General features: G+C 34.0%; 22 protein-coding genes. 9 read left to right on the forward strand and 13 right to left on the reverse strand.

From position 1 onward, the window contains the following. Positions 1-84 precede the first annotated feature (84 nt). Positions 85-447 (forward strand): hypothetical protein, encoded by a 363-nt coding sequence (locus QLQ95_RS13000; protein WP_482500228.1) that lies wholly within the window; start codon positions 85-87, stop codon positions 445-447. Positions 448-458: 11 nt separating this feature from the next. Here the strand turns inward: QLQ95_RS13000 and QLQ95_RS13005 are convergent, their stop codons facing one another. Both QLQ95_RS13005 and QLQ95_RS13010 read right to left on the reverse strand, forming a co-directional pair. After that, positions 459-1,397: a hypothetical protein gene (locus tag QLQ95_RS13005; protein ID WP_482500229.1), complete on the reverse strand. Its 939-nt coding sequence runs from the start codon at positions 1,395-1,397 to the stop codon at positions 459-461. Between the two features lie 88 nt (positions 1,398-1,485). Continuing rightward, positions 1,486-2,025 (reverse strand): helix-turn-helix domain-containing protein, encoded by a 540-nt coding sequence (locus tag QLQ95_RS13010; protein WP_482500230.1) that lies wholly within the window; start codon positions 2,023-2,025, stop codon positions 1,486-1,488. Between the two features lie 179 nt (positions 2,026-2,204). Here QLQ95_RS13010 and QLQ95_RS13015 point away from each other — a divergent pair, with 179 nt between their 5' ends. Further along, positions 2,205-3,671: a glycoside hydrolase family 130 protein gene (locus QLQ95_RS13015; protein ID WP_095928677.1), complete on the forward strand. Its 1,467-nt coding sequence runs from the start codon at positions 2,205-2,207 to the stop codon at positions 3,669-3,671. A 148-nt stretch (positions 3,672-3,819) separates the two neighbouring features. Here the strand turns inward: QLQ95_RS13015 and QLQ95_RS13020 are convergent, their stop codons facing one another. Together QLQ95_RS13020 and QLQ95_RS13025 are read right to left on the reverse strand one after the other, a co-directional pair. Next, positions 3,820-4,596 carry a TIGR03915 family putative DNA repair protein gene (locus QLQ95_RS13020; RefSeq protein ID WP_095928678.1) on the reverse strand — a complete coding sequence of 259 codons (777 nt, stop codon included), beginning with the start codon at positions 4,594-4,596 and terminating at the stop codon, positions 3,820-3,822. A gap of 5 nt (positions 4,597-4,601) precedes the next feature. Next, positions 4,602-5,858 carry a putative DNA modification/repair radical SAM protein gene (locus QLQ95_RS13025; protein WP_482500231.1) on the reverse strand — a complete coding sequence of 419 codons (1,257 nt, stop codon included), beginning with the start codon at positions 5,856-5,858 and terminating at the stop codon, positions 4,602-4,604. A gap of 294 nt (positions 5,859-6,152) precedes the next feature. Here QLQ95_RS13025 and QLQ95_RS13030 point away from each other — a divergent pair, with 294 nt between their 5' ends. Then, the gene (locus QLQ95_RS13030) at positions 6,153-6,398 is read left to right on the forward strand and encodes a hypothetical protein (protein WP_248729563.1); all 246 of its coding nucleotides are present in this window, start codon (positions 6,153-6,155) and stop codon (positions 6,396-6,398) included. 36 nt (positions 6,399-6,434) lie between these two features. Here the strand turns inward: QLQ95_RS13030 and QLQ95_RS13035 are convergent, their stop codons facing one another. Beyond that, the gene (locus tag QLQ95_RS13035) at positions 6,435-8,015 is read right to left on the reverse strand and encodes a tetratricopeptide repeat protein (RefSeq protein ID WP_482500232.1); all 1,581 of its coding nucleotides are present in this window, start codon (positions 8,013-8,015) and stop codon (positions 6,435-6,437) included. Between the two features lie 541 nt (positions 8,016-8,556). Between QLQ95_RS13035 and QLQ95_RS13040 the strand changes: the two genes are divergently transcribed. The 6 genes from QLQ95_RS13040 (at position 8,557) to QLQ95_RS13065 (ending at position 14,523) form a co-directional block, all read left to right on the forward strand. Then, positions 8,557-9,678 carry a DcaP family trimeric outer membrane transporter gene (locus tag QLQ95_RS13040; RefSeq protein WP_482500233.1) on the forward strand — a complete coding sequence of 374 codons (1,122 nt, stop codon included), beginning with the start codon at positions 8,557-8,559 and terminating at the stop codon, positions 9,676-9,678. Between the two features lie 35 nt (positions 9,679-9,713). Further along, complete coding sequence (locus QLQ95_RS13045) at positions 9,714-11,162, forward strand: aspartate ammonia-lyase (protein ID WP_428238044.1); 1,449 nt, start codon at positions 9,714-9,716, stop codon at positions 11,160-11,162. Positions 11,163-11,183: 21 nt separating this feature from the next. Beyond that, positions 11,184-12,254: a type II asparaginase gene (locus QLQ95_RS13050; RefSeq protein ID WP_320492881.1), complete on the forward strand. Its 1,071-nt coding sequence runs from the start codon at positions 11,184-11,186 to the stop codon at positions 12,252-12,254. A gap of 81 nt (positions 12,255-12,335) precedes the next feature. Next, positions 12,336-12,815 carry a YybH family protein gene (locus QLQ95_RS13055; RefSeq protein WP_095928684.1) on the forward strand — a complete coding sequence of 160 codons (480 nt, stop codon included), beginning with the start codon at positions 12,336-12,338 and terminating at the stop codon, positions 12,813-12,815. Positions 12,816-12,901: 86 nt separating this feature from the next. Beyond that, complete coding sequence (locus QLQ95_RS13060) at positions 12,902-13,381, forward strand: hypothetical protein (RefSeq protein WP_095928685.1); 480 nt, start codon at positions 12,902-12,904, stop codon at positions 13,379-13,381. Between the two features lie 77 nt (positions 13,382-13,458). Continuing rightward, positions 13,459-14,523, forward strand: a complete 1,065-nt coding sequence (locus tag QLQ95_RS13065) for a hypothetical protein (protein WP_253251769.1) — start codon at positions 13,459-13,461, stop codon at positions 14,521-14,523. A gap of 306 nt (positions 14,524-14,829) precedes the next feature. Here the strand turns inward: QLQ95_RS13065 and QLQ95_RS13070 are convergent, their stop codons facing one another. The 8 genes from QLQ95_RS13070 to QLQ95_RS13105 all read right to left on the reverse strand — a co-directional run bounded on the left by QLQ95_RS13070 (position 14,830) and on the right by QLQ95_RS13105 (position 22,342). Further along, a complete protein-coding gene (locus QLQ95_RS13070) occupies positions 14,830-15,249 on the reverse strand; it encodes an arsenate reductase ArsC (protein ID WP_320492883.1) in 420 nt (139 codons plus the stop codon). A gap of 131 nt (positions 15,250-15,380) precedes the next feature. Further along, complete coding sequence (locus tag QLQ95_RS13075) at positions 15,381-15,854, reverse strand: DUF6428 family protein (protein ID WP_320492884.1); 474 nt, start codon at positions 15,852-15,854, stop codon at positions 15,381-15,383. Between the two features lie 59 nt (positions 15,855-15,913). Beyond that, positions 15,914-16,240 (reverse strand): ArsR/SmtB family transcription factor, encoded by a 327-nt coding sequence (locus QLQ95_RS13080; protein WP_320492885.1) that lies wholly within the window; start codon positions 16,238-16,240, stop codon positions 15,914-15,916. Positions 16,241-16,362: 122 nt separating this feature from the next. Then, the gene (locus QLQ95_RS13085; RefSeq protein ID WP_482500234.1) at positions 16,363-17,463 is read right to left on the reverse strand and encodes a DUF1214 domain-containing protein; all 1,101 of its coding nucleotides are present in this window, start codon (positions 17,461-17,463) and stop codon (positions 16,363-16,365) included. Positions 17,464-17,521: 58 nt separating this feature from the next. After that, positions 17,522-18,922, reverse strand: a complete 1,401-nt coding sequence (locus tag QLQ95_RS13090) for a DUF1254 domain-containing protein (protein ID WP_320492887.1) — start codon at positions 18,920-18,922, stop codon at positions 17,522-17,524. Positions 18,923-19,146: 224 nt separating this feature from the next. Continuing rightward, a complete protein-coding gene (locus QLQ95_RS13095) occupies positions 19,147-20,244 on the reverse strand; it encodes an exopolyphosphatase (protein WP_095928693.1) in 1,098 nt (365 codons plus the stop codon). A 336-nt stretch (positions 20,245-20,580) separates the two neighbouring features. Next, the gene (locus QLQ95_RS13100) at positions 20,581-21,117 is read right to left on the reverse strand and encodes a porin family protein (protein WP_095928694.1); all 537 of its coding nucleotides are present in this window, start codon (positions 21,115-21,117) and stop codon (positions 20,581-20,583) included. 88 nt (positions 21,118-21,205) lie between these two features. Continuing rightward, positions 21,206-22,342: a helix-turn-helix domain-containing protein gene (locus tag QLQ95_RS13105; protein ID WP_482500235.1), complete on the reverse strand. Its 1,137-nt coding sequence runs from the start codon at positions 22,340-22,342 to the stop codon at positions 21,206-21,208. Positions 22,343-22,569: the final 227 nt, after the last annotated feature.

Genomic DNA, 22,569 nt, shown 5'->3' on the forward strand with positions numbered 1-22,569 from the left:
TTATTTTCTTGATTTAAAAATTAGTAAAAAAATAAGAAAATTTCTAAATCCAAAAAATCAATTTGTTCGTAAGTACCAATAACAATGGCTGGGAACGGAGTTGAATTCAAATGGTATTGGTTTTTGGAGCATATTGAATTTGTCACATTTCCAGCTATTGTTTTTATAATTATTAAAAAGAATAGGTTGGTGAAATTAAACGTTCAGAAGTTAAAAGAGACTTTAAAATATTTGGAAAGCAAACAGCGTGAATTAAAAAAACAAAATCAAAACGATACGCGAAGTCTAGAATCGATGATTAAATATTTAAAAAAAGATATGATGGAACAGCACGATTTGTCTGATCATCATCAATTGATTAAACAAGAAATCAAAGACACGGAAACTTTTATCGAAAATGTCAAAAATATCATCAAAATCAATTCTTTAAACCATTTTTTATTGTAGATTTTTACTTTTTATTCCAACTTAAATTTTTCGTTTTTACAATCCAGAATTAATTTGTGCTGGAGGAATAGTTTGTTACCAATCATTCCCTGCATTCCAGACCGCTTCATTAAGAATTTTTGAAGGTCTGAAGTGCCTTCTATATGGGTAACTTCAGAGAGGTCTAAAATCACTTTGCCAAATTGTATTTTCTTTTTCGCAGAAGCGGAATAAATACTCAAAGTATTTCCCCACGAATTTCCTTTTTCGGTTTTTATAGCGCTGTTTTTGTTTCGGTATTGCTGCCAGATTTCTTTTGTTGTTATCAGTTCGTAACCACTAGTTCCAGAATCGTACAGCAGTTTTAGTTTTTCATTTTCGATATTTGATGGAATTAAAATTTTACGTTTTTTAAATTCAAAATCGGTAAAATCATCTTCTTTAGTTTTTTGGATGAAGGAACATTGATCGTTTTTGAAATCTAAAATAGTAATTCGTTTTTCTAATAAATCGGTTCCAATTGTTCCGATTATATTTTCAGCTTTTGGATCATCAAAATTGATTTTTTCACCATAATTCAAAACTTCAAACGTATTTGAAATTACATTCATATTTTCGATTGTAAAGTCAGTTGAAATCGATGAGTTTTCATTATCAATTTTCAGCTGATTTTGAAATTTTTGAGCAATAGATTCCAATGGTTTTTTGTAGAAAACCGTAACGGCAGAACCCGAATCAAATTGCATGTAAAAGGTTCGGTTTATTCCGTTCACTTTTATGGGCAAAAGCAAAGCAGAATGGGGATTTCCGTCGCTCGAAATCCATTTTATCGGAGTATTTTCTACAATTCCCGAAACCTTCAAATAGTTTTCTGGCGGAGTGAATTTCTTTTGAAAATAAAAATATCCTCCCAACAAGAATAAAATAATAACGACTAAAAATACGGTTGCAATTTTCTTAAATACTTTCATGGTTTATTTTTTCTGCAAGATTCGGTTTTCGATTCCGATTTTCTTGCGAAAACAATACGACAGTTTTACGCCATTTTTATGACTTTGGTTATAAGAATTTGTTTTTCAGTTTTATAGCTAATTCTTGTTTTTGGTTTAAACTGATTCCGTTTAGAATAACAATCAGAAATTTTATGCTAAGAAAGGCAATTAAAGGAATGATGAAAAGCGGAAATTTGAAAGTAAATAAACGTTGAATAAACGGACTCACAATCATTAGAACCGAAAGAATAAGACTTAAAACAATTTGAAGGCTTACAATTTGTTTTCCTATTTCTTTGTTTGCAGCATCTTGTGTTTTATACGTTAAAACTAAAGGAAAAATAATGCTTCCAAACGGGATAATAAGTCCAGATAAAACAGAAAGGTTAATGAGTTTGGCTCTTTCGATTTGGATATTTTCCTTTTTGATAATCAGATTTTCGGGATTGGTTTCTAGAGCTTCGGCAATTGTTTTTAGGGTAAAACCTTTGAGAATATTTCCCGCTTCAATTCGCTGAATGGTTCGCAATGAAAGACCCGATTTTTCGGCAAGTTCATTTTGAGTCATGTTTTTCTCTTCTCTCAAAAATTTAACTTTATTCTTCATTGTTTTAAGTTGGATGTCCAGAGACGAATTTATGAAAAAACTTTTGATGAAATCGGTATAAAAGAACCTAGTATTATAGGCTAATTCTAAGTTTTAATAAAAAATTAAGTTTTTTACTTTAACAAAAATCACTAACTTGTTGGATAATAAATGATTTATTATCATAAAAATTCCCAGTTATGCGAGTATCCGTTGTCCGAAAAAATATAAAGTTTTTACCAGATTCAAGAAGAGTTGTTGCCCGATATTTTATGAATGGGCAGGAACGAACCCAGCAAATGGTACTTCGGATAATGATGCTGGATGAGAAACAGGTACTGCAGACTTTGGAGCAGACGCTTCGTGAATTTGCTAGGAGGCACCGAAATATTTCGGCAGTATTCTTCAGACACTGCGAAAGAATACGACCTATAATAGAAGGAATGCAGATCGATTACGAAGGGATGTCTCTAGACCGAAAAATGCTTATTGGATCGTATTGTACAATGGAGTATGCCATCGAATCTGCAGCGATTTTTAATCCGTCAATAGTAGAAGATTTTGATCAGACGGGATTAGAAGCAGGAGAAAAACGCGTTATTATTTCTTTTCGAGCAACGGGTGAAGGTCATATTTCGTCGATTGTTTTTAGAAGAGCAATTTTAGATCGTGACAATAATCTGCATATCATGAAAATAGGAAATCATATTGATCAGGCAGAAATCGAGCATAAAACGTTGTTTAATAAAGAGCGATTTTTGACCAAGCTGTATGAGATGCATACTACTGATAAATATATCGCTCAGATTATGCAGGATCTTCCCGAAGAATTTGAATTTGCTGTTCTTAAAAATACGTTGATTGAGGCTTTAAAAGATCCTTTAATTCGTGAAGAAAGAAAAGTGGCGCTAGAAGAAATTTTGTGGCTGGCCAATTCTTTTTACGATTTGCAGTTCAAACACGATTCGGATATAACGGAACGTGTCATATTTCCGATTTCTGATTCTGAAAGCCGCGGAATAGAAGATGCACGTTTTGTACGTTTTGTTGATGATGATGGTTCAGATCGTGTTATGGCAACCTATACGGCTTATAACGGACACACGATTCTGCCGAAGTTAATTTCTACCGAAGATTTTTATAGTTTTAGAGTTATGCCATTGCATGGAGAAGGCGCACAGAACAAAAATCTGGCTTTGTTTCCTCGAAAAATAAAAGGCAAATATGCAATGCTGGCCAGAATTGATGGTGTTAATAATTACATTATGTATTCTGAGCGTGTCACACAATGGAACACGCCCATTCTTTTACAAAAGCCTAAGTTTAATTGGGAATTGACTCAAATAGGAAATTGCGGTTCGCCATTATGGACAGAAGAAGGCTGGCTTGTTATCACGCATGGAGTAGGTACAATGAGACGTTACTGTATTGGTGCTTCATTATTTGATCTCGACGATCCATCAAAAGAGATAGGAAGATTGACAGAACCGTTGCTTTCTCCGTTGGAAGATGAGCGTGAGGGATATGTTCCTAATGTAGTATATTCTTGCGGGGCGATTATTCATAACAACAGTTTAATTCTGCCTTATGCGGTCTCAGATTATTGCTCAACTTATGCTGTGGTAGATATGGTAGAGTTGCTGGACGCACTTAAGAAAAGTAAATAGTAACACTTTGTGTGAAGCTTTTAACACGTAGAAACATAGTTTTTGAAGACTTAAAAAAGGCGTTTCACTAGTTTAAATGTACATAGTTTTCTATGTTTCTATGTGTTAAAGAGTAATTTTTTAATTTCGACTAATGGCTTAGGTAACATTATCTTTTGTTGAGGTTTGGGATTTTCTCCGTCAGGTTTTTCCAATATCGTTTTGGCATGTGTTTGATATGAAGTTTGGTGTTTTTTCTGGATTCGATATTGACACTTTTGAAATAATTGCGCCATAGATTCTCGAAAAATTCTTCGTTTTCATCGTTGATTTCGGCTAGAAAACTAGAGGATGGATTTGACTCAAATTGCATTTCGACCGTAGAGACATTTTCAAGGTCATAATAAATTCCGTACTTGCGTTTTGAATCGTAAATGAGCCAGCGCTGGTCGGCGTAACGGTTTTTAAAATGCTGTTCGATAAGTGGCAAAACGTCGCAATCTGGTTCTATAATGGCATAATATAATCCGTCTTTTGTTAGTTTAAAACGAACAAAAGCCTTCATTCTATGGCTTTCTTTTCCCGTTAAATGTGCTGCTTTTTTTACGTTCAATACTTCGCTTCGGCTTAAATCTCCTTCAATATTGATTTTACTCGCAAAAGCATAGGCTACAAATCGGAATAAGATTTCTTCAATCTGATCCAATTCAGATAAAAAAGCAAAATAAAGATTGTTGAAGCCATGATGAGAAAGACGTTCCTGCAAACCATTCAAAACCCGATTAGCTTTTACCTCATCAGTCGTTACAGAATGTGTGTTGGAGAAAAGCAAAGTGTTTGAAATCTCTTCTTTGGCAAAAACAACATCTTTAAGTTTGTACTCGTAGATTTCAAAAATTGCTGTAAGCCAGCCTTCATAACTTCCATCATAAAGAATTTGTGTCATTTGAATTAAAATAAAGCAAGCTGGTTCGAAAAATTATTCTTGTATTTACTGTTTTGCAAATTCAAAATCTGATTTTTTATTTGAATCGGCGTCAAGTCTTTTTGTAAATAAAAAGGCGAAGAGAAAGCCAAAAAATACTTGGATCGACTGTACGAAATGCCAAGTTTCTTTAAATCATCTGGCTGTAATCTTTTAAAAGTTCTAGCGGCAACAATCTTTTTCGCGCCCAAAAATCCTATTCCCGGAATACGTTGGATCATTTCTAAATCGGCCGTATTGATATCCACAGGAAACTGATGAAGATTTCGCAAGGCCCATCCTAATTTTGGATCAATATCTAAGTCAAGATTCGGCTGATCAAAACCAACAATTTCATTTACATTAAATCCATAATAACGAATTAGCCAATCGGCTTGGTATAAACGGTTTTCGCGAATCATAGGTACTGGAGTCCCAATTGCAGGAAGCCTGTTGTCGTAACTTATTGGTACATAACCAGAATAATAGACCCGACGCATTTTCATTTGTTCGTAAAAGTAATTGGCCATTCCAAGAATTTCCAGATCATTTTCTTTTGTTGCGCCAATTACCATTTGCGTGCTTTGTCCAGCAGGAGCAAAAAGCGGTGTTTTGTAGTTGGATTTTTTCTCTTCCTGATAACCAATAATCTCATTTTTTAGATATTGCATTGGTTTAATCACATCTTTATGATTTTTGTCTGGAGCAAGTAATTTGAGGCTTTGTTCTGTCGGCATTTCGACATTTACACTCAAACGGTCGGCGTATAATCCAGCTTCTTTTAGTAATTCTTCGCTGGCACCTGGAATTGCTTTTAGATGAATATAGCCATTAAAATTTTCTTCCAATCTTAGTTTTTTGACAATTCTAACCAGACGTTCCATCGTATAATCTGCATTGTCAAAAATTCCAGAACTAAGAAATAGACCTTCAATATAATTTCTTCTGTAAAAACCAATCGTTAAGTCTACAACTTCTTGCACGGTAAAAGCAGCCCGTTTGATGTCGTTGCTTTTTCGGCTTACACAATAAGCACAATCAAAAATGCAATGATTGGTAAGAAGGATTTTTAGAAGAGAAACACAGCGCCCGTCTTCTGTAAAAGCATGGCAGATTCCGCCTCCAGTATCTCCTAATCCCTTATTTTTATTTTTTCGCGTGCTTTGTCCCGATGAGCAAGAAACATCATATTTTGCTGCATCTGCTAAAATTGCCAATTTCTCCATCACTCTTTCCTGTACCATTTTGCTCTTTTTTAGTTGTTTTTGAAACAAAAATTCATTCTTTCAAAACTAGGAATTCATGCTAAAAAAGAAGCAAAAGAAGCTGTTCTAAATTGTATCAATTTTTTTTTGGAAGGTAATTTTTACATTAAAAAATTAATTATATTTAAGATTCAAAAAACAGGTATAAATACGGGGTTGTAAATTGTCAAAACTTTTTACATTCGCCGAAATAGAAAAACTGATTTCCCCCCTTAACATTGGTTTTTCAGATTTAGAAGTATTAGCAAATATTAGTAACAAAAGGCTAAAACAATGAAATTTGTAAAAGGACAAGATGTTTCCTACACTGCATTAAGTGGGAGATCTTACAAGGGAACCATTATCGAAAGAAAAATGGATTTTAAAAAGGGGCTTATAATAAAATCGACTTCAAAGGAGAGAGATTTTCATTATCTCATCGAAATACAGAAGAACGGCACGACCGAGAAAATTTTGTGCGCCGAAAATCATCTTAAATTATTAGAAAAGAAAAAACGTGCAGTAAAGAAAGTGGCTTAGTCGTAGAAGATAGTTTTTGATTAAATCTCTCAGAGATCAGATGCCATTTTTTAACCCGATTCTTTTTAAGCTGTTGATGATTCTAAAAACAATTTCATCAGAAAACATAAAACTCGATAGTATTTCCTTTATTTCTGCGGCTGTTTGAGGCTGTAGTTCTAGAAGGTTATTCAAATATGCTTTTGCTTTTGCATCTTCGCTGAGCAGAGATAAAGAAACGGCTTTAAGCAAAGGATCCCAAATAGTCTCTTCAAAATCCATTTTTTCTGCCCAATATAAAGACTTTTGATATTCTTTTTTATGAATGAAATAGTAACAATATCCAATGCTAATCCACCATGGATGTGCAGGATTTATATGAGTGGCATTTTCTAATAAATTAAAACCTTTTTCAAAATAACCTGCAAAAATCAGTATACAGCCTATTCCTGAAGCAATGCCTGACGAATTAGGGTTCATTTTTATGCATTGCTCTGCGGTATAAAGACAGTTGTCTTGATCTTTTCTAAAACAATGTAAAAGAGTCTGTGCGTACCAAGCCTGCTGGCAATTAGGATCAATATTTAAGGCTTTTGTGATGCAGTGACTGCTTTTTTCGATAGTTTTTTTGCAATTGTCTAATCCTAGGGCAATAGAAGCCAAATGCATTTCGCCCAGCATTGCCCATGCAATAGAATGGTTTGGGTCTATTTCTACGGCTTCAGTTAAATTAGAAAGGGCGGTAGCGTAATTTTCAATAGAAAAGGAACATTGGTATTCGTGGTAACTGCAGACTGCCTTTGAAACGCTTGAGTGGTTTGAAATTTTAGATGATGAAGTTTTTACCATTTCTTTAAAAATAGTACCATAATAACCGCCCATAGTAGAAACGATATCCTTTACGATTTCATTTTGAATTCTAATGCCATCCTCTATAGTAGCTGGAGTAAATACTTTAGTCGAAATAAATTTCCCTGAAGATGAGCTTATTAGGCTGACTCTTATGTGCAGTTTGTTATCGATAATTTGAATGTGTCCTGTAATAAGAAAATCTGCTCCAATCATATTGGCCGCTTCTAGAACATTTTCGTTAATTTTTGAAAGGACATCAGAAGGGAAATGAGCTATTACAGATATATCTTGAAAACGGGAAAGTTCTGCACTGATCTCCTCAGAAAGTATTTGCGAAAAAGCTTCTAAATCTGGTCGATGGACCATTGTTTTAAAAGGAAAAACGGTAATTAATGGATTGGTTTTACTAATACTGATAGAGAGATCAGTAGGTCTCATTTTATTATTATGAATAAATTCTGGAACGTAACCGCCTTTTGGGACATGAATGATAACCGAATTGCCTTTTCCATCGGTAGAATAATATTCAGTAAGTAATTTTCTTAATCGTCCTGCATGAATGCGAACCATGGCATCATCATGCGGATTAAAATGGGAGGGTCTACTTAAAGCATTTACAGCTATAGAATATTCTTTGATAAACTGCTGTCTTTCATCTATAGTCTCGGTGACAATATAGCGAAGAAAATTGCTTAAAAGAGTGGAGTTCTTAAAAGAATAAAACTTTAAAACATTTTCCAGCTCATTATAGATTTTATCCGAGGGGATTTTTTTTATAGACTCCATAATAAATTATTTGAAAATTATTAATGTCAAAAAAAAGTCACTTAGGCGTATAAAATGTTAAAGACCAATTACTTATGAAGATATAAATTTATGAAAATTTTTAACATGTTAGTATTATTTATCTGATATTTTTAACGGTTAAATGTAACGGTTAATAACCCTAGTCGTGCTATTGTATTAGTTATATTTGTTTGATAATTAGGTAAAAGCTGTGTTTTGTTTCTTTTTTTAAACAAAAAAGACTGTAATGTATAGGTGTTAAAATTTTTGCATTCCCGTATTAAGAGCTTTTAGGATCAGATAAAAGCTTTTGAGGTGAATAAAAATTCGTACTGAGAAATATCCATTTTTTAAAATAAAATGACTTTTATTTTAAGCCAGGACTGCAAAAATCAGATTAAAAGTTGTATCCCACAATAAACAAACTATAATCATTATGAAAAAAAGATTTTTGCAGATCGCAACGATGAGGTGTCGTGTCCTCATAATTTTTTTTCTTCTTTCAGCATTTGTTCGAGCTCAAGACGAAGGGAATAAAAGCATGGAAATCTACGGTTTTATTATGACCGATATTGGTTATAATTTTAATCAGATACAATCAGATTGGTACGATGTAGTAAGGCCCACAAAATTGCCTGCTTTTAAAGACGAATACGGACCAGATGGCAGTTACTACGCTTCTGTGCGCCAGACCAGATTAGGTTTCAAAAATTACTTTGATACAGGAATTGGCGAATTAAAAACTCATTTTGAATTCGAATTGTTCGGTACGGGTGTCGATGCTGGACAAACTACTTTTCGTTTGCGTCATGCTTATGCCGAATTAGGAAAATTTGGAGCTGGACAAACTTGGAGCCCATTTATGGATATTGGCGTATTTCCGAATTCATTAGAGTATTGGGGGCCAACAGGAATGGTATTCTTCCGTAATATTCAAATTCGTTATATGCCCATTCAAGGTGATACCCGTTTAACTATCGCATTAGAAAGACCTGGAGCAAGTGCCGATCAGGGAGATTATGCAAATCGTGTGGAACTGCAAGGCGTAAAAGCGCGATTTCCGTTGCCAGACCTTTCGGCAGAATATCACGTTGGCACAAAATGGGGTTATGTGGAGTTGGCAGGTATCTTAAGAAAAATTGAATGGAAAGATCTGAATAATGATCAGTATGATTTATCTGGAGAGGCTGTAGGATGGGGACTTAATTTAAGCACCAACATCAACTTTAGTAAAAATGATGTTTTTAGAGGACAGGTGGTATACGGAGAAGGAATACAAAACTACATGAACGATGCTCCTGTGGATATAGGTATCGAAAACAATTTTGGTAATGCGGTAACTCCTGTAAAAGGTGTTGCGCTTCCTTTAGTGGGGGTTGTAGCTTTTTTAGATCATACTTGGAGTGATAAATTTAGTACTGCAATTGGATATTCTATGATTGATATCGACAACTCTGATGGACAAATAGATGAGGCGTTTAAAAAGGGACAATACGCTCTTGTAAATGTCTTGTATACTCCTGTAAAAAATTGCACAGTTGGAGCAGAATTTCAGTGGGGTGACCGCGAAAATTTTAATGATGGATGGAGTACTTCAATAAACAAATTACAGTTTTCTTTTAAATATAATTTCTCACAATCATTTTATAAAAGAAACCAGTAAAAGCTTTTGTTTTTAATTAATAAAAAAAAGAAAATATGTGTAAAACTGTACAATACCTGCTATTGTTCGGATTGTCTTTAGGCATTCTTAATGCTCAAACCCGAACTGAAAAAGATCTTCTAGGAGAAAAACAAATCCCAGCAAATGCTTACTACGGTGTGCAAACTGCACGTGCGTTAGAAAATTTTCAGATCAGTAGCTTGACTACGCAATCTTATCCTGACTATGTAAAAGCTTTTGCAATGGTTAAACTAGCTGCGGCACGTGCCAATGCTGATGTAGGCCGACTTAAAAAAGACAGGCTTGCTGCTATAGAAAAAGCTTGTCAAGCAGTAATTGACGGCAAATATCACGATCAGTTTTTGGTCGATTTGTATCAAGGTGGTGCCGGTACTTCTGCCAATATGAATGTGAACGAAGTTTTGGCCAATATCGCGCTAGAACTAAGCGGTCATAAAAAAGGCGAATATCAATTTATTGAACCTCACGATGATCTTAATATGGGGCAATCAACAAACGATGTGTATCCAACAGCTATAAAAGTAGCATTACTGCTCCATAACGACAAACTGCTTAAAGAGGCCGATCTTTTGGCGAAAGCTTTCCATAAAAAAGGTGATGAATTTAAAGACATCCTAAAAATGGGAAGAACTGAAGGACAAGATGCTGTACCAATGACGGTAGGTCAGGAATTTCATGCTTTTGGGAATCAACTTGATGCGGAGATTAGCGCTTTAAAAAAATCGGAGGCTTATCTATGCGAACAAAATATGGGGGCTACTGCTATCGGGACAGGAATTACTGCTTCTCCAGGTTATGCTGAGAAAGTAGCGGCACATCTGGCAAAAATTACAGGAAAACCAATCGTAATGAGCAAAGATCTTATTGCCGCAACAACTAGCCAGCAAGGGTTTGTAATGTATTCTTCTACACTTAAGAGCATGGCAGTTGCTTTGGCAAAAATAAGCAGCGATTTGATCATTTTGGCTTCTGGTCCTCGTACTGGTTTTTTCGAGATCAATTTGCCTGCACTTCAGCCAGGATCTTCAATTATGCCAGGAAAAGTAAATCCGGTTATGCCAGAGTTGATGAACCAATTGTGTTTTAAAGTAATGGGAAATGACCTTACCGTAACGGTTGCCGCACAATCTGGTTTATTGCAATTAAATGCTTTTGAGCCTGTTCAGGCTATTGCCATGATGGAATCGCAAGGATTGTTTTTTAAAGCAATGCCGTTATTTAGAAAAAACTGTATCGATGGCATTACGGTAAATAAAGATGTTTTAGCGCATTACATGGATAGAAGTGTAGGTGTTGTAACGGCTCTGAATCCTGTTTTGGGTTATGAAAAAACAACCGAACTGGCCAAAGAAGCACTCGCAACCAACAAAGGAATTTTAGAACTTATACGCGAAAAGAAATTGCTGACAGAAGATCAAATTAAGAAACTTCTGGATCCAGCAACTTTAACGGGCCAAAAATAATTCTCAATCTAAAACTACAAAATGATGAAATTCAATATCAACTTTTACAAAAAAATACTTTTACTGCTGATACTGTCATTAAATATCAGCATGTTCGGACAGGCTAAACCTAAAGTTCTAATATTGGCAACAGGAGGAACAATTGCTGGTTCTGCTAAAACGGGAGTACAATCTGGATACACTTCGGGACAGGTTACTATTGATGCGATGGTAAATGCCATTCCAGATGCTTTAAAAGTGGCAGATATAAAAGGCGAGCAAATTGCGAATGTGGGATCTCAGGATATGTCATTTGAAATTATGCTGAAGGTAGCTAATCGAATTAATGAATTGGCCAATAGCAATGATGTAGACGGTTTTGTAATTACACACGGAACCGATACGATGGAAGAAACGGCCTATTTTTTAAATCTAACTACAAAAACAGATAAACCAGTAGTGCTTGTAGGATCAATGCGCCCGTCAACAGCCATTAGTGCAGACGGACCTTTAAATCTTTATAATGCTATTGAAGTAGCTGGCGATCCTAAAGCAAGAGGACGCGGAGTGCTTTTGGTAATGAATGATTGGATTCATTCTGCACAATCGTTAACAAAAGTGAGTACAACGGCCGTTCAGACTTTTATGTCTCCGCTTCGAGGACTTATCGGTATTACTTCTTACGGAACAAATGATTTCTTTAATTACCCTAGTCAAAAATTTGGGAAAAACTCAGAATTTGATGTGAAAGGCGTTAGCTCTTTTCCTCGTGTAGATATTATTTATGCCGATGCCGATATGAAACCAGATTTAATTGATGCTTCGATAGAACGCGGTGCTAAAGGAATTGTAATTGCTGGAGTAGGAAACGGAAATATGAATAAAGCTTCTCTAGATGCTTGCGCAAGAGCCAGCAAAAAAGGAATTATCGTAGTTCGAAGCACGCGCGTTGCGACTGGACTTGTAAGCCGTAATGTAGAATGCAATGATGATGAACTTGGACTTATTGCCTCATACGCTTTGAATCCGCAGAAATCTAGAATTTTATTATCAGTAGCATTGCTGAAACAGAGAAGTTTGGCAGAACTCCAAAAGATATTTGAAGAATATTAAAAAGGCCTGTGTTTACGAACAATTTTTTGAACCTGTTTGTAAAATGAAATAATCTTATAACAATTTGAAAATTTAATAGGTATGAAAAATAAAATAATTACAAGAGCGGTTCTCGCAGGGTTTTGTGTTTTATTGGTTTCCTGCAATACAAAAAAAGACGAAAATGTTGTAATTGACTTAAAACAAGTCAAGAAAGAAATTCAGGCAAAAGAAAATGAATATGCTGCAACATACAATGCTGGCCAGCTAAAAGAGATTGGTTACTATGCAGATGATGCCATAACTTTTTATCAAAATAGGCCACCCATTATTGGTAAAGATGCCAGATATGAATTTTTAGAATCAGATTTGGCTAATAATACGAATATAATATCTTTTGAAACCAAAGAAGTTTTTGTTTCTAAGGATGGTAATATGGTTGTAGAAGTAGGATACTACAAAGTAACAGATTCTACTAACACTCCAGTTAATACTGGAAACTATATGAGCCTTTTTGAAAAAAGAGATGGCAAATATGTATGCTTAAGAGACATGAGTGCATCTGATGGATTGACAGAATAAAAATAACATTGAAATACTCCCAATTTAGTTTGGAGTACCGCTTAGCTAAACTTTAGCAAGTAATTAAAAACTATAAAATTAAGATTATGAAAAAAATAATATTTATACTGTCACTAGCTTTTGGATTGAATGTCACGGCCCAGAGCTCTGTTGATGAAATTAAACTCATCCAAGACCTTTACGGAAAATCTAAAGCAGAAGTGGTTAAAGAATATTTGGGCTTGACCGATGTACAGGCAGCTGCATTTCAGCCTATTTACGACAAATACGAAACAGAACGCAAAGCCTTAAGTCAGAAGAAGATTCAAATTCTAGAAGATTATGCGAAGAATTATGCCAATTTGAGTGACGCTAAAGCGACAGAATTAACCTCATCGAATTTAAAGTACAATCAAGAAGCTGAAAAACTGCTTGCGAAAACCCATTCTAAACTGGTAAAACCAATTGGCGGAATCAATGCTGCAAAATTTGTACAGCTTGAGCAGTATTTGCAAGTAACCATACGAGCAGAAATTCAAGATGCAATTCCTTTTATTGGCGAATTGGATAAAACTAAAAAACACTAGACGATTTCTGGGTACAGATTAGAAAGTATAGAAAGAATCATTTTCTACTCTTCTTATTAATATTTTATACTCTTACTATGATAAAGATATTTACAAAATATTTGACAGTCGCATTAATGATGTCTGCCCAGTTGATTTTTTGTCAAGCTGAAAATGATGGCCCAGAACTTGGGCTTCCAGGAGACAATCTTGATTTATATGCCGTGATGTCCCTGTTTCAGAAATCAAAAACTATTGAAGAATTTGAGAAAAACCTGAATCTGGAGAAAACAGGAATCAATAATCTGGATTTGAATCTGGATAAAAAAGTAGACTTTATAAAAGTAGTCACAAAGAAAAACGGAAATTCGTTTACTTTTATTCTTCAAGTTGCTGTAAACAAGAACGAAAATCAAGACGTTGCTGTTATTTTGGTTGATAAAGATAAAAACGGAAAGGTAAAAATGCAGATTGTAGGCGATGAGCTGCTGTACGGAAAAGATTATGTCATTGAACCAGTAGCTAAATCCGCACCAGCAAAAACAGCAAACCCAGCTTATGCAGGAGATGATCCCGTACAAAGCGCGCCAGCCGTAACGGCAGTTGTGGTAGAAACGGTGCCCATTGTACAATATGTATATTCACCGGCTTATGTGCCGTATTATCCACCTTATTATTATGGGTTTTATCCGCCTTACTTCGCCGCTTTTACCGTAATGGCGGTCGGAATTTATCGTCACAACCATTATTACCATCATCATGGTTATCATGGCGGTCATTATCATGGCGGACATAATAACGTATACATTAATAACAGAAACAATTTTAATAATTACAATAATAATAGATCAAGATCTAACACAGTACGAGACAATTCTACCAATAACAGATACAATACCAATCGAGGTAATTCGCGCCCTTCTGCAAGCACACGACCATCGACAGGAACAGGAAATCGAGCAGGAAATACCAATGCATCTGGAAGAACACGCCAGAGTGCATCTCCAAGTGCAGGAACTTCGAATCTTAATAGAGGAAGTTCTTCAAACTCCAATTTTAATAGAGGCGGAGGAGCTTCGTCAAGACCAAGCGCTGGACAAATGGGAGGTGGTTCTCGTGGCGGAGGCGGCTTTGGCGGCGGAGGTGGCGGAAGAAGACGATAAACGGCGTTTTTTATAATGTTTCATCAGAAAAAATGCGTAAGTCCTTTTGGGTTTACGCATTTTTGGTTTTTATATCGATGAGGTAATGTTTAAAAATAGACAAGATTCTACCAACTATTCATTCCGTAGGAATGTTTCGTTGGTAGATTTTAAATATGAACCATGATTATACGTTCCGTAGGAACGTTTGATTAATTGAACGTATTTTTTATTTCCCTAAAATCAGCTGTCCCTACAGGACACAATGCAAAACTATATTATTTTTTTTCTACCGACGAGATATTCCTAACGGAATATTCAATAATGTTAAGTTAGATTTTCTGCCACAAAGTTTTTGCAATATGTTTTTATTAGCTCTCGTACGCTTCTAAACTGCTCCATGATTTCAGAATCTGTTCCTATTGCTTTTGCAGGATCGGGAAAATTGTAATGAAATTTGGCTGCTTTCGTTGGAAAAAAAGGACATCGTTCTTTAGCATTGTCGCAAACCGTAATCACAAAATCAAAATCGATATGGGTATATTCATCAATATTGTTCGAAGTATGATTTGAAATGTCTATTCCATCTTCTTTCATTATCGAAATAGCTTTTGGATTAACGCCATGAGTTTCTACACCCGCGCTGTAAACCTCAGCTTTATTTTCTGCAAAAAATTTCATGTAGCCTTCGGCAATCTGGCTTCTGCAGCTATTTCCTGTACAAAGTATTAGTATTTTCTTTTTCATAATTAAACAAATAACCAAATGATATTTATGATGCAGAATTTGGGTTCAAAACCGAAAATAAGCTGCAGTAAAATAACAGATGAGGTTATTACAATTGGTTTCTTGTATTTAAAGATTTGTTCTTTCATTTTTTAGCAACATCCTGAATTTGGAGTGCAGCATGAAGCATTATCATTGGTTAATTGAGTAAGATTGATCTTTTGTTTTTCAGCTGGAATACCGCAAGCATCTTGGGCTAAACAAGCTGTTGTTTTGTTTTTTAGGACAAAAGTTTTTCCGTTAAATTCTAAATCATATTTTCCAATTGTGGTGCTTTGGTATTCTACTTCAATTTCGAAGTCTTCGATGTTTAGCTTATCTTCAGATAATTGAATGATGTGCAATAGTTTATTTGGTTTTAGACGATGCTCAAAATCATTGGCATCCCAAAGCTGAAAGTTTACTGCTTTTTCATTTCTGATTACTCCGCCGCAATCAATAAAATTTTTGGTAATTACCCCAACTTCTGTCACATGAAAATGTTCTGGCACAAAAGTTCCGTTTTCTAATTGAAATTCAACATTGTCTAATGTTGGTAAAATCTGTTTTATTTCTGATAATTTCATCTTATTTTTATTTATTTGTTAATTGCAATATTGCGATATAGTTGCTCAAAAAAAATGTTTTAGCAACATTTTGATTTTGAAATGGTTTGTGTGATGTTTAAAAAATAGGAGTTTAAAATATCAATTGTTTTTTCATCAATACAATAGCAAATTGCATTTCCAGAAATATTTCCTTTAATGATTCTAGCATTTTTCAACTCTTTTAGATGCTGAGAAACGGTAGGCTGGGCAAGAGGCAGTTCGTTTACAATATCGCCGCAAATACATTCATTCACTTGCAGCAAATATTCGATTATGGCAATTCTTGCAGGATGTCCTAATGCTTTAGCAATTGTAGCAATTTGATTTTGTGCGTCTGTAAAATGTTCTGTTTTAGTTGCTCCCATAATTATTATATTAATATTGCAATATTACGATATAGTTTTTAAATGATGAAACTTTTCAGAGATTAATTTAAAATAAAAAGCTCCAGATTTCTCTGAAGCCTTAATTTTATTGATACTAGTATTTATTTAACTTCAACCGCTTCAGGAAATTTCCATGAGCCATTAAGTATTTCTTTATGCGGACGATATAGTCTAACCCAATAATTCCAGCCTGGAGCGACAGGAATACAATTTGGTGTTTTTCCGTCACAGCCTCCAAACTGTATAGTGATCGATCCGTCAGCATCTTTTTTCGCTGTAATATTATTTAAGGTATACATGTTAAGATCGTTTTTCTCAAAATAGCCTTCTTTATTGTATACACTTATAGACCAAAATCCATCAACAGGAACATTTTTAACTTTAAGTTTATAGACTGTTTTTCCGTCATTTTTTTTAGGATAAACAGAAAGATAAAGTGCATCTTTTTCTGGATTTCCGCCCCATCCTGTTGCGCTTCCTAATAAATGGCGTGTTTCATCAACTTTACCTTTTAAGCCAAACATTCCTTTTGTATCAGATAATTTTTTAGAAACGCCAATTAAAGAATCTCTAACTTTTTTTTGACTCACTAGATCCCAATTTGGAACCGAAAAAGTTCCTTTATCTTTTTGGCTAATTTTAATTGCATCTTGCAATGCTGTAACTTTCGGTAAATCATTAGGATCGTTAGGATCAATAAAAGTTCTTATTCCTAACATCAGATAGCGTGTTCCGATTTTTTCCTTTGTAAAAGTAAAAGTTTCGGGAGCGTAATACGTTTCAGAATATTGATCTTCATCGATAGTCTGCATCGACATAAAACGTTTCCCTGGATCTGGTAGTGTAACGGTTATTGGTCCAGCATCGAGATCATAAACTCCAGAAGAATACAATACATCTCGGTTAGCACGAATTACAGCTTGTTTGTCAATTGGCATTAAAGTTCTATAATGATGTATATTACCAATACCACCAGCATCTTTAACCGAAGTCGTAAAGTAAAGATCTGTTTCTGCGCGGTTAAAGTTTGATGCAGTAACCTTAACACTGTTTTTTTGTGCCACTGAATCCGTATTTACAGCCGTTGAATCTTTTAATGCTGAAGAATCGGTTTCTGATTTGTCATTATTCTGTTTGCAGGAAGAAATCAGTAATGATATCGTAACTAGAAATATTCCTGATAGTAATTTGTAATTTTTCATATTATTTGAAATTAAAATTAGAAAAATGGTTATGATTTTATTTCTGAAATTATGATTTTCATTTTACAATTTCTGGAAGAGGCATTTTCCAAATATTATTAATAACGTTTGGCTGCGGACCGTAAATTCTCATCACAAACATGAATTTTTCGTCTTTAGGAGTCGGAAGCCAATTGCTTTCTTTGTCTTTTCCAGGAGAGCTTTTTTGTAAATAAATGATCAAATCTCCGTTAGGTTCATATTTTAATCCTTTTGTTTTATTGCCAATAGAATATCTGTTAATTGGGTTTGGAATCAGAAAACGTTTAGGAAGATTATACATGGTGATGCTCCAAAAATATTTGGCTTCAGGCAGTTGATCTTTAGTAAATTTTAAAACATAATTATTATTGCCTAAAAGCGGCTGATTATTTTTATCGACACTGCTTCCGGTATAAACTGCTTCTTCTTTAGTGTTTCCATAAATTCCGGCAGCTGCGGCAATTGCACGGTTCAGAAAATTGTTTTTAAGTTCTGCGCGTGTACCAAAAAGGCTTCCCGCATCTTTGACATTATCTATTTTAGATTCCAGTTCTTGTTTGGCTTCAGCAATTCCTTTTTCAATTGCTTTTATCGTTTCAGGCGAGTATTTTGAACTGTCAAAAGGTTGTCCAGGCACAATTCCAATTTTAGCAAAACGTTTTCTTAGTTCTTTTTCGCTGCTATCTTCGTTTGCGTATTGTAATAAAGCATTTAGCGCACTAATAAATTGAAGCGAGTTGTAATCGCTTTCTTTCCAGACTGGCAAAGGCAGATTGTATTTTTTTACAGGAGGAGCAGGCTGTTTTGTATATTCATGCAGCGGAATTAATTTATACTGCGCCTGTATTTTTTTAAGATTTGATACATCTGCAGGATCATGTAACTGGGTACGGCCTACGACAAATATTAAATTGGTTTCAGAATGTAAAACCTTATCAATGCCTTTAGGAGTTTCTCCTTTCCAATCTGGTCCTGCAATGAGATATTTACCTGCATTATTGCCAGTTGCTCGCGATCCTACATATTCAAAATTAAAAGTGTAGAGGTCTACAAACTGCATTACATAATATCGATCGTTTTCTATTTTTGGCACTTGAAGAATAACCGGCTCGTCTGAAACATTAATCGCTGCCATTGAGTACGGAGTATCGTTATTTATGGTTACTATTAAAGTATCTGCGGGAGTTGCACTGGTAGCTACGCTTTTGAATTTGTTAAATCCAGAGTATTCTTTAGCTTCCTTGTTGATTGCGCTAGAGTAAATGGTTTTGTAATTGTAAAATATGGGATAGCCATATATCCAAGCTTCTTTTGCAATAGCAGTTATGGAGTCAGTAGACAATGCATTTGCTGTTTCTTGATTATCTTTTGATGGTTCTTTCTTGCAGGCAGTTACTGCTAAAAGAGTTACGATAAAAAAAGCGGTTAAATTTTTCATAATCGGGAGGTTTTATTTCATGTAAGATTTTTTCCTGATTTTTAAAATTAGAGTTTAAAAGAAAAACTATGCTTTTTTGAATGGTAAATATGGTTGCAAATTATAAGTTGCAACCATTTTGAAATAGTAGAAGTTAGAAATACCAGTATGTTTTAAATTGAAATGAGAAGCAATAAAAAAAGCCCCAGATTTCTCTGAGGCTTTTTTTATTGAAAAAATACTTTTTAGAAATTAGTATTTATTTTTTTAGAACGATCTGCAATATAAGAGATTAGCCAGATTACTTGTCCTTCTTTTACAAACAAAATTTTCTTTGTTGCGTAGTCTGGAATACTTTCAAGACAAGTTACAAGGATGTTGTTTGCCGAAATCAAGTATTTTTGGTCGTAAGTGCTTAAAACTCTCGCAGCTTCTTTATTTGTTTTGGCAAGATTAGTAAACTTGTTAAAGTTGTTTTTAAGAATAGCATCATAATCGATAACATCTTGAAGAGTTAGAGCAACATAATGCTCTTTATTCACATTTTCATCATAGAAAAGAGTTGAAAATGCCCAAACAGCTCCACCAGATAAGTATAATTTATCCTTTTTTGCCAAAGGAGGATTCGCATCAAATAATTCTTTTGTCTTTTTACGTAGAATTACATTATAGTCAAAAGATTTTTCCTGATAAGTCGACATATCGTTTACCTGACTTTTGTTTACCACTGTTTTTTCTACAGCATCAGTAAGTGTCATTGTACCAAAACTAAGCTCTAAAGGAATAAACTCTAATTTACCGTCTTTAAGTTCGTCGATATAACCTCCTTTTGTAGTTTGAGCACCAATATCAAGAAGGAAAGCATTAGCAAAATCAACAGGTGGTATAGCACCTTTTACAAGTGTTTTTGCTTCTTCATTAACATCTAATACTTCTAATTGCTTTCCAGTTAAAATCGCAATTTTATTTTTTAAAACATCTAAGTTACGTGCAGAAGCAAAAACAGGAGCCGCTACAACAAAAATGTTTTCTTCAAGAATTTTGTTTTCAGCTTTAATTTTTTGCAATTGGTTAGTAACTATAACACTAGTTCTAGTGATATCTTCTTGTGTAAGTTCACCGTTAGCAGTAATATGGTCAGCAAACGGAATTCTTTCAGTCCAGAAAGAAAGAATTTTGTAATCAGCTTTTCTGATGTTATTTACATCAATTACAGAAACTTTAATAGCTCTACGTCCAATTTCGATTCCGGCGTAAACACTTTTTTGAGAAAATAAATTGACAGAAAAAAATAAGGCTAAAAGGGCAAAAAATAAGAATTTGGGGTTGTGTTTGTTTTGCATTGTGTTGAATTGTAATTATAATATAATTTGTTTTTAAAAGATTATAAAGTTACTTTTTGTGGTATTGATATGAAAATCATAATTTTAGAATGAAAACAAATGGTTTCATTACGGAATTGCGAATTTAAGAAAACATTTAATAATATAAAATCAGTTACTAAGAAAACATGATATTAAATTATTGTAAAGAAATAACGGGTTTTATATAAATAAAGTATATTTATAAAAAAAGCTCCAGATTTCTCTGAAGCTTTAATTAAAATCTATACTCATCGGTTATTATGATCTTCTTTTTCTAAGGAGTTCCAAGTGTAAAAGCGATGAGAGTATTAAACTTTAGAAAAAGAAGTAACCAACAGATACTTGAAATACTCCATTTCTATTGTCAGTATCAACTTTAGTTATTCCCAAGTTATATCTAGCACCAAAATTAAGTCCGTTTTCTAATTTATAGCCTACGCCAAAATTAGCGCCAAAATCAAAAGTAGTAAATGAGTTTGTTACTTTCACGCCTTCATTTTTCGCAGAAAGTAAAAAACCTATTTGCGGTCCGGCTTCAAGACTTAATCCTTTTGTTACGTAATATTTTCCCATTAAAGGAATGTTCAAATAATTCATAGCAACAACATCATTATTGAAGCTATATCCTTGACGCGAATACATTATTTCAGGCTGGAAGGAAAATTTATCAGAAATTGGAATTTCCGATACAACACCAAAATGATATGATGTTACATAATCAATGTTGTTGGTGTTACTTCCATTAACAGTTGAAAAGTTTAAACCTGCTTTAGCTCCAAATTTAATTTCTTGGGCATTAACATTTGCAAATCCTAAAACTGTAAAAACAGCTAGCAATAAAATTTTTTTCATAAAAATTGATTTGAATTATTTGAAGCCAAAATTGGCATAAGAAAAATTAGAAAAGGTTTCAAAAACTCAAAAATGTATAAAATGGTACTTATTTGAGGTTATTTTTATACTCATTTGGTGTTTGGCCAGTAAGTTTTTTAAAAGCTTTATAAAAAGTTGTTTTGGAAGTAAAGCCAGATTCTAAACCCATTGCAAGCAAATTATAGTTTTCATATTCAGAATTTGAAATCATTTCCTTAACCGCTTCAACCCGATATTTGTTGATGTAGTTGGCAAAGTTATCTTCTGTTATTGTGTTTACAATTAGAGAAACATATCCTGGGCTTATACCTAATTTTTCGGCAACTTTTTCTCTGTTTAGTGTACTGTCAGTATAAATGTGCTGCTCTTTGCAAAGAAGTTCTAGTTCTTGAAAGTAAAGATTTTCTGCCGTGATAGATTCACTATATTCTTCTCGAGTGTCATTTTCTATAATTTGAAGATTGGCGGGCGAAATGGCTAAATCTCTGTTTAAAAAATTGTAAACCGCTTCGTGGTCTTTGGCCAGCTTGTATTTATAAATGCCAATATAAGCAGTCCAATGAATTATGAATGTGGCAAAAAAAGCCAAGATGCTCATCGTTGCAGAAAGGTCAAATGGAAAAATCTTGTTGGCTAGGGCAATAATAAGAAAAGCGAATAATGATGAAGAAACAATTGTTAATAGGATAAAGATCCAATTTTTTTCTTGTGGATCTTTTAAATGTCTTAGCATAAAATAAGAGTAACACAGCAAAAAAGGCATGAATGTAATGGCTAACACAAGATGAATCAGACCCAGTATTTTGAGTAAACCAGAACCCGATTCAGGAATAGTATAAAGTCCAGCAACACGATCCAGATCGCACGCAATATTAAGGATAGCGGTATAGGCAAAGGGAATAAAACACAAATACGATTTTTGCTTGCTTTTTATACTATCGTCAATTCGATTTATAATAAAAAGGAATATAAAAGCAGCTATTAGAAATGTCCATTCGATATGATCAATAAAGCGAAGGAAAGGATATGGAGTAAATGCATCTTCAACCTCAAAAACATGATTCAGTAAAATAATGGAAAGTGTAAAAAGCAAACCTGCTAGATATTTATTTGAATTACTATTGAAAATGGAAGACTTTAAAATAATAAAGCCTAAAACTATTCCCTGAAAAACCGCAATATTTAAAAGTGTGGTATAAATCACGTTTTGGTATTTAGTTGTTTTTAAGTTTTGTTTTTGGAATGTAATTTTAATGATGCTATTTTTTAAAATATAGCTAATTTCATATTAAATGACAGAACGAATTTATAGTAATGCAAATTGTTTTCTTAGCAGATTAAGAAATGATTAACTAAAATTAAGAAAGAATTATAAGATACTTTTGTCTAGGGCGACATGGAGGTTTATTGGAAAAGTTTTATTTGGAAAAG

This window comes from Flavobacterium sp. B330r (assembly GCF_056824325.1).

Coding starts and splice junctions, on each gene's coding strand:
- QLQ95_RS13025 (WP_482500231.1), bottom strand. CDS start 5,858: ATGGTACAGGAAAGAGTGATGGAGAAATTGGCAATTTTAGCAGATGCA.
- QLQ95_RS13050 (WP_320492881.1), top strand. CDS start 11,184: ATGATGAAATTCAATATCAACTTTTACAAAAAAATACTTTTACTGCTG.
- QLQ95_RS13095 (WP_095928693.1), bottom strand. CDS start 20,244: ATGCAAAACAAACACAACCCCAAATTCTTATTTTTTGCCCTTTTAGCC.
- QLQ95_RS13055 (WP_095928684.1), top strand. CDS start 12,336: ATGAAAAATAAAATAATTACAAGAGCGGTTCTCGCAGGGTTTTGTGTT.
- QLQ95_RS13020 (WP_095928678.1), bottom strand. CDS start 4,596: ATGACACAAATTCTTTATGATGGAAGTTATGAAGGCTGGCTTACAGCA.
- QLQ95_RS13070 (WP_320492883.1), bottom strand. CDS start 15,249: ATGAAAAAGAAAATACTAATACTTTGTACAGGAAATAGCTGCAGAAGC.
- QLQ95_RS13080 (WP_320492885.1), bottom strand. CDS start 16,240: ATGGGAGCAACTAAAACAGAACATTTTACAGACGCACAAAATCAAATT.
- QLQ95_RS13015 (WP_095928677.1), top strand. CDS start 2,205: ATGCGAGTATCCGTTGTCCGAAAAAATATAAAGTTTTTACCAGATTCA.
- QLQ95_RS13060 (WP_095928685.1), top strand. CDS start 12,902: ATGAAAAAAATAATATTTATACTGTCACTAGCTTTTGGATTGAATGTC.
- QLQ95_RS13040 (WP_482500233.1), top strand. CDS start 8,557: ATGGAAATCTACGGTTTTATTATGACCGATATTGGTTATAATTTTAAT.
- QLQ95_RS13100 (WP_095928694.1), bottom strand. CDS start 21,117: ATGAAAAAAATTTTATTGCTAGCTGTTTTTACAGTTTTAGGATTTGCA.
- QLQ95_RS13005 (WP_482500229.1), bottom strand. CDS start 1,397: ATGAAAGTATTTAAGAAAATTGCAACCGTATTTTTAGTCGTTATTATT.
- QLQ95_RS13090 (WP_320492887.1), bottom strand. CDS start 18,922: ATGAAAAATTTAACCGCTTTTTTTATCGTAACTCTTTTAGCAGTAACT.
- QLQ95_RS13010 (WP_482500230.1), bottom strand. CDS start 2,025: ATGAAGAATAAAGTTAAATTTTTGAGAGAAGAGAAAAACATGACTCAA.
- QLQ95_RS13085 (WP_482500234.1), bottom strand. CDS start 17,463: ATGAAAAATTACAAATTACTATCAGGAATATTTCTAGTTACGATATCA.
- QLQ95_RS13065 (WP_253251769.1), top strand. CDS start 13,459: ATGATAAAGATATTTACAAAATATTTGACAGTCGCATTAATGATGTCT.
- QLQ95_RS13030 (WP_248729563.1), top strand. CDS start 6,153: ATGAAATTTGTAAAAGGACAAGATGTTTCCTACACTGCATTAAGTGGG.
- QLQ95_RS13045 (WP_428238044.1), top strand. CDS start 9,714: ATGTGTAAAACTGTACAATACCTGCTATTGTTCGGATTGTCTTTAGGC.
- QLQ95_RS13000 (WP_482500228.1), top strand. CDS start 85: ATGGCTGGGAACGGAGTTGAATTCAAATGGTATTGGTTTTTGGAGCAT.
- QLQ95_RS13075 (WP_320492884.1), bottom strand. CDS start 15,854: ATGAAATTATCAGAAATAAAACAGATTTTACCAACATTAGACAATGTT.
- QLQ95_RS13035 (WP_482500232.1), bottom strand. CDS start 8,015: ATGGAGTCTATAAAAAAAATCCCCTCGGATAAAATCTATAATGAGCTG.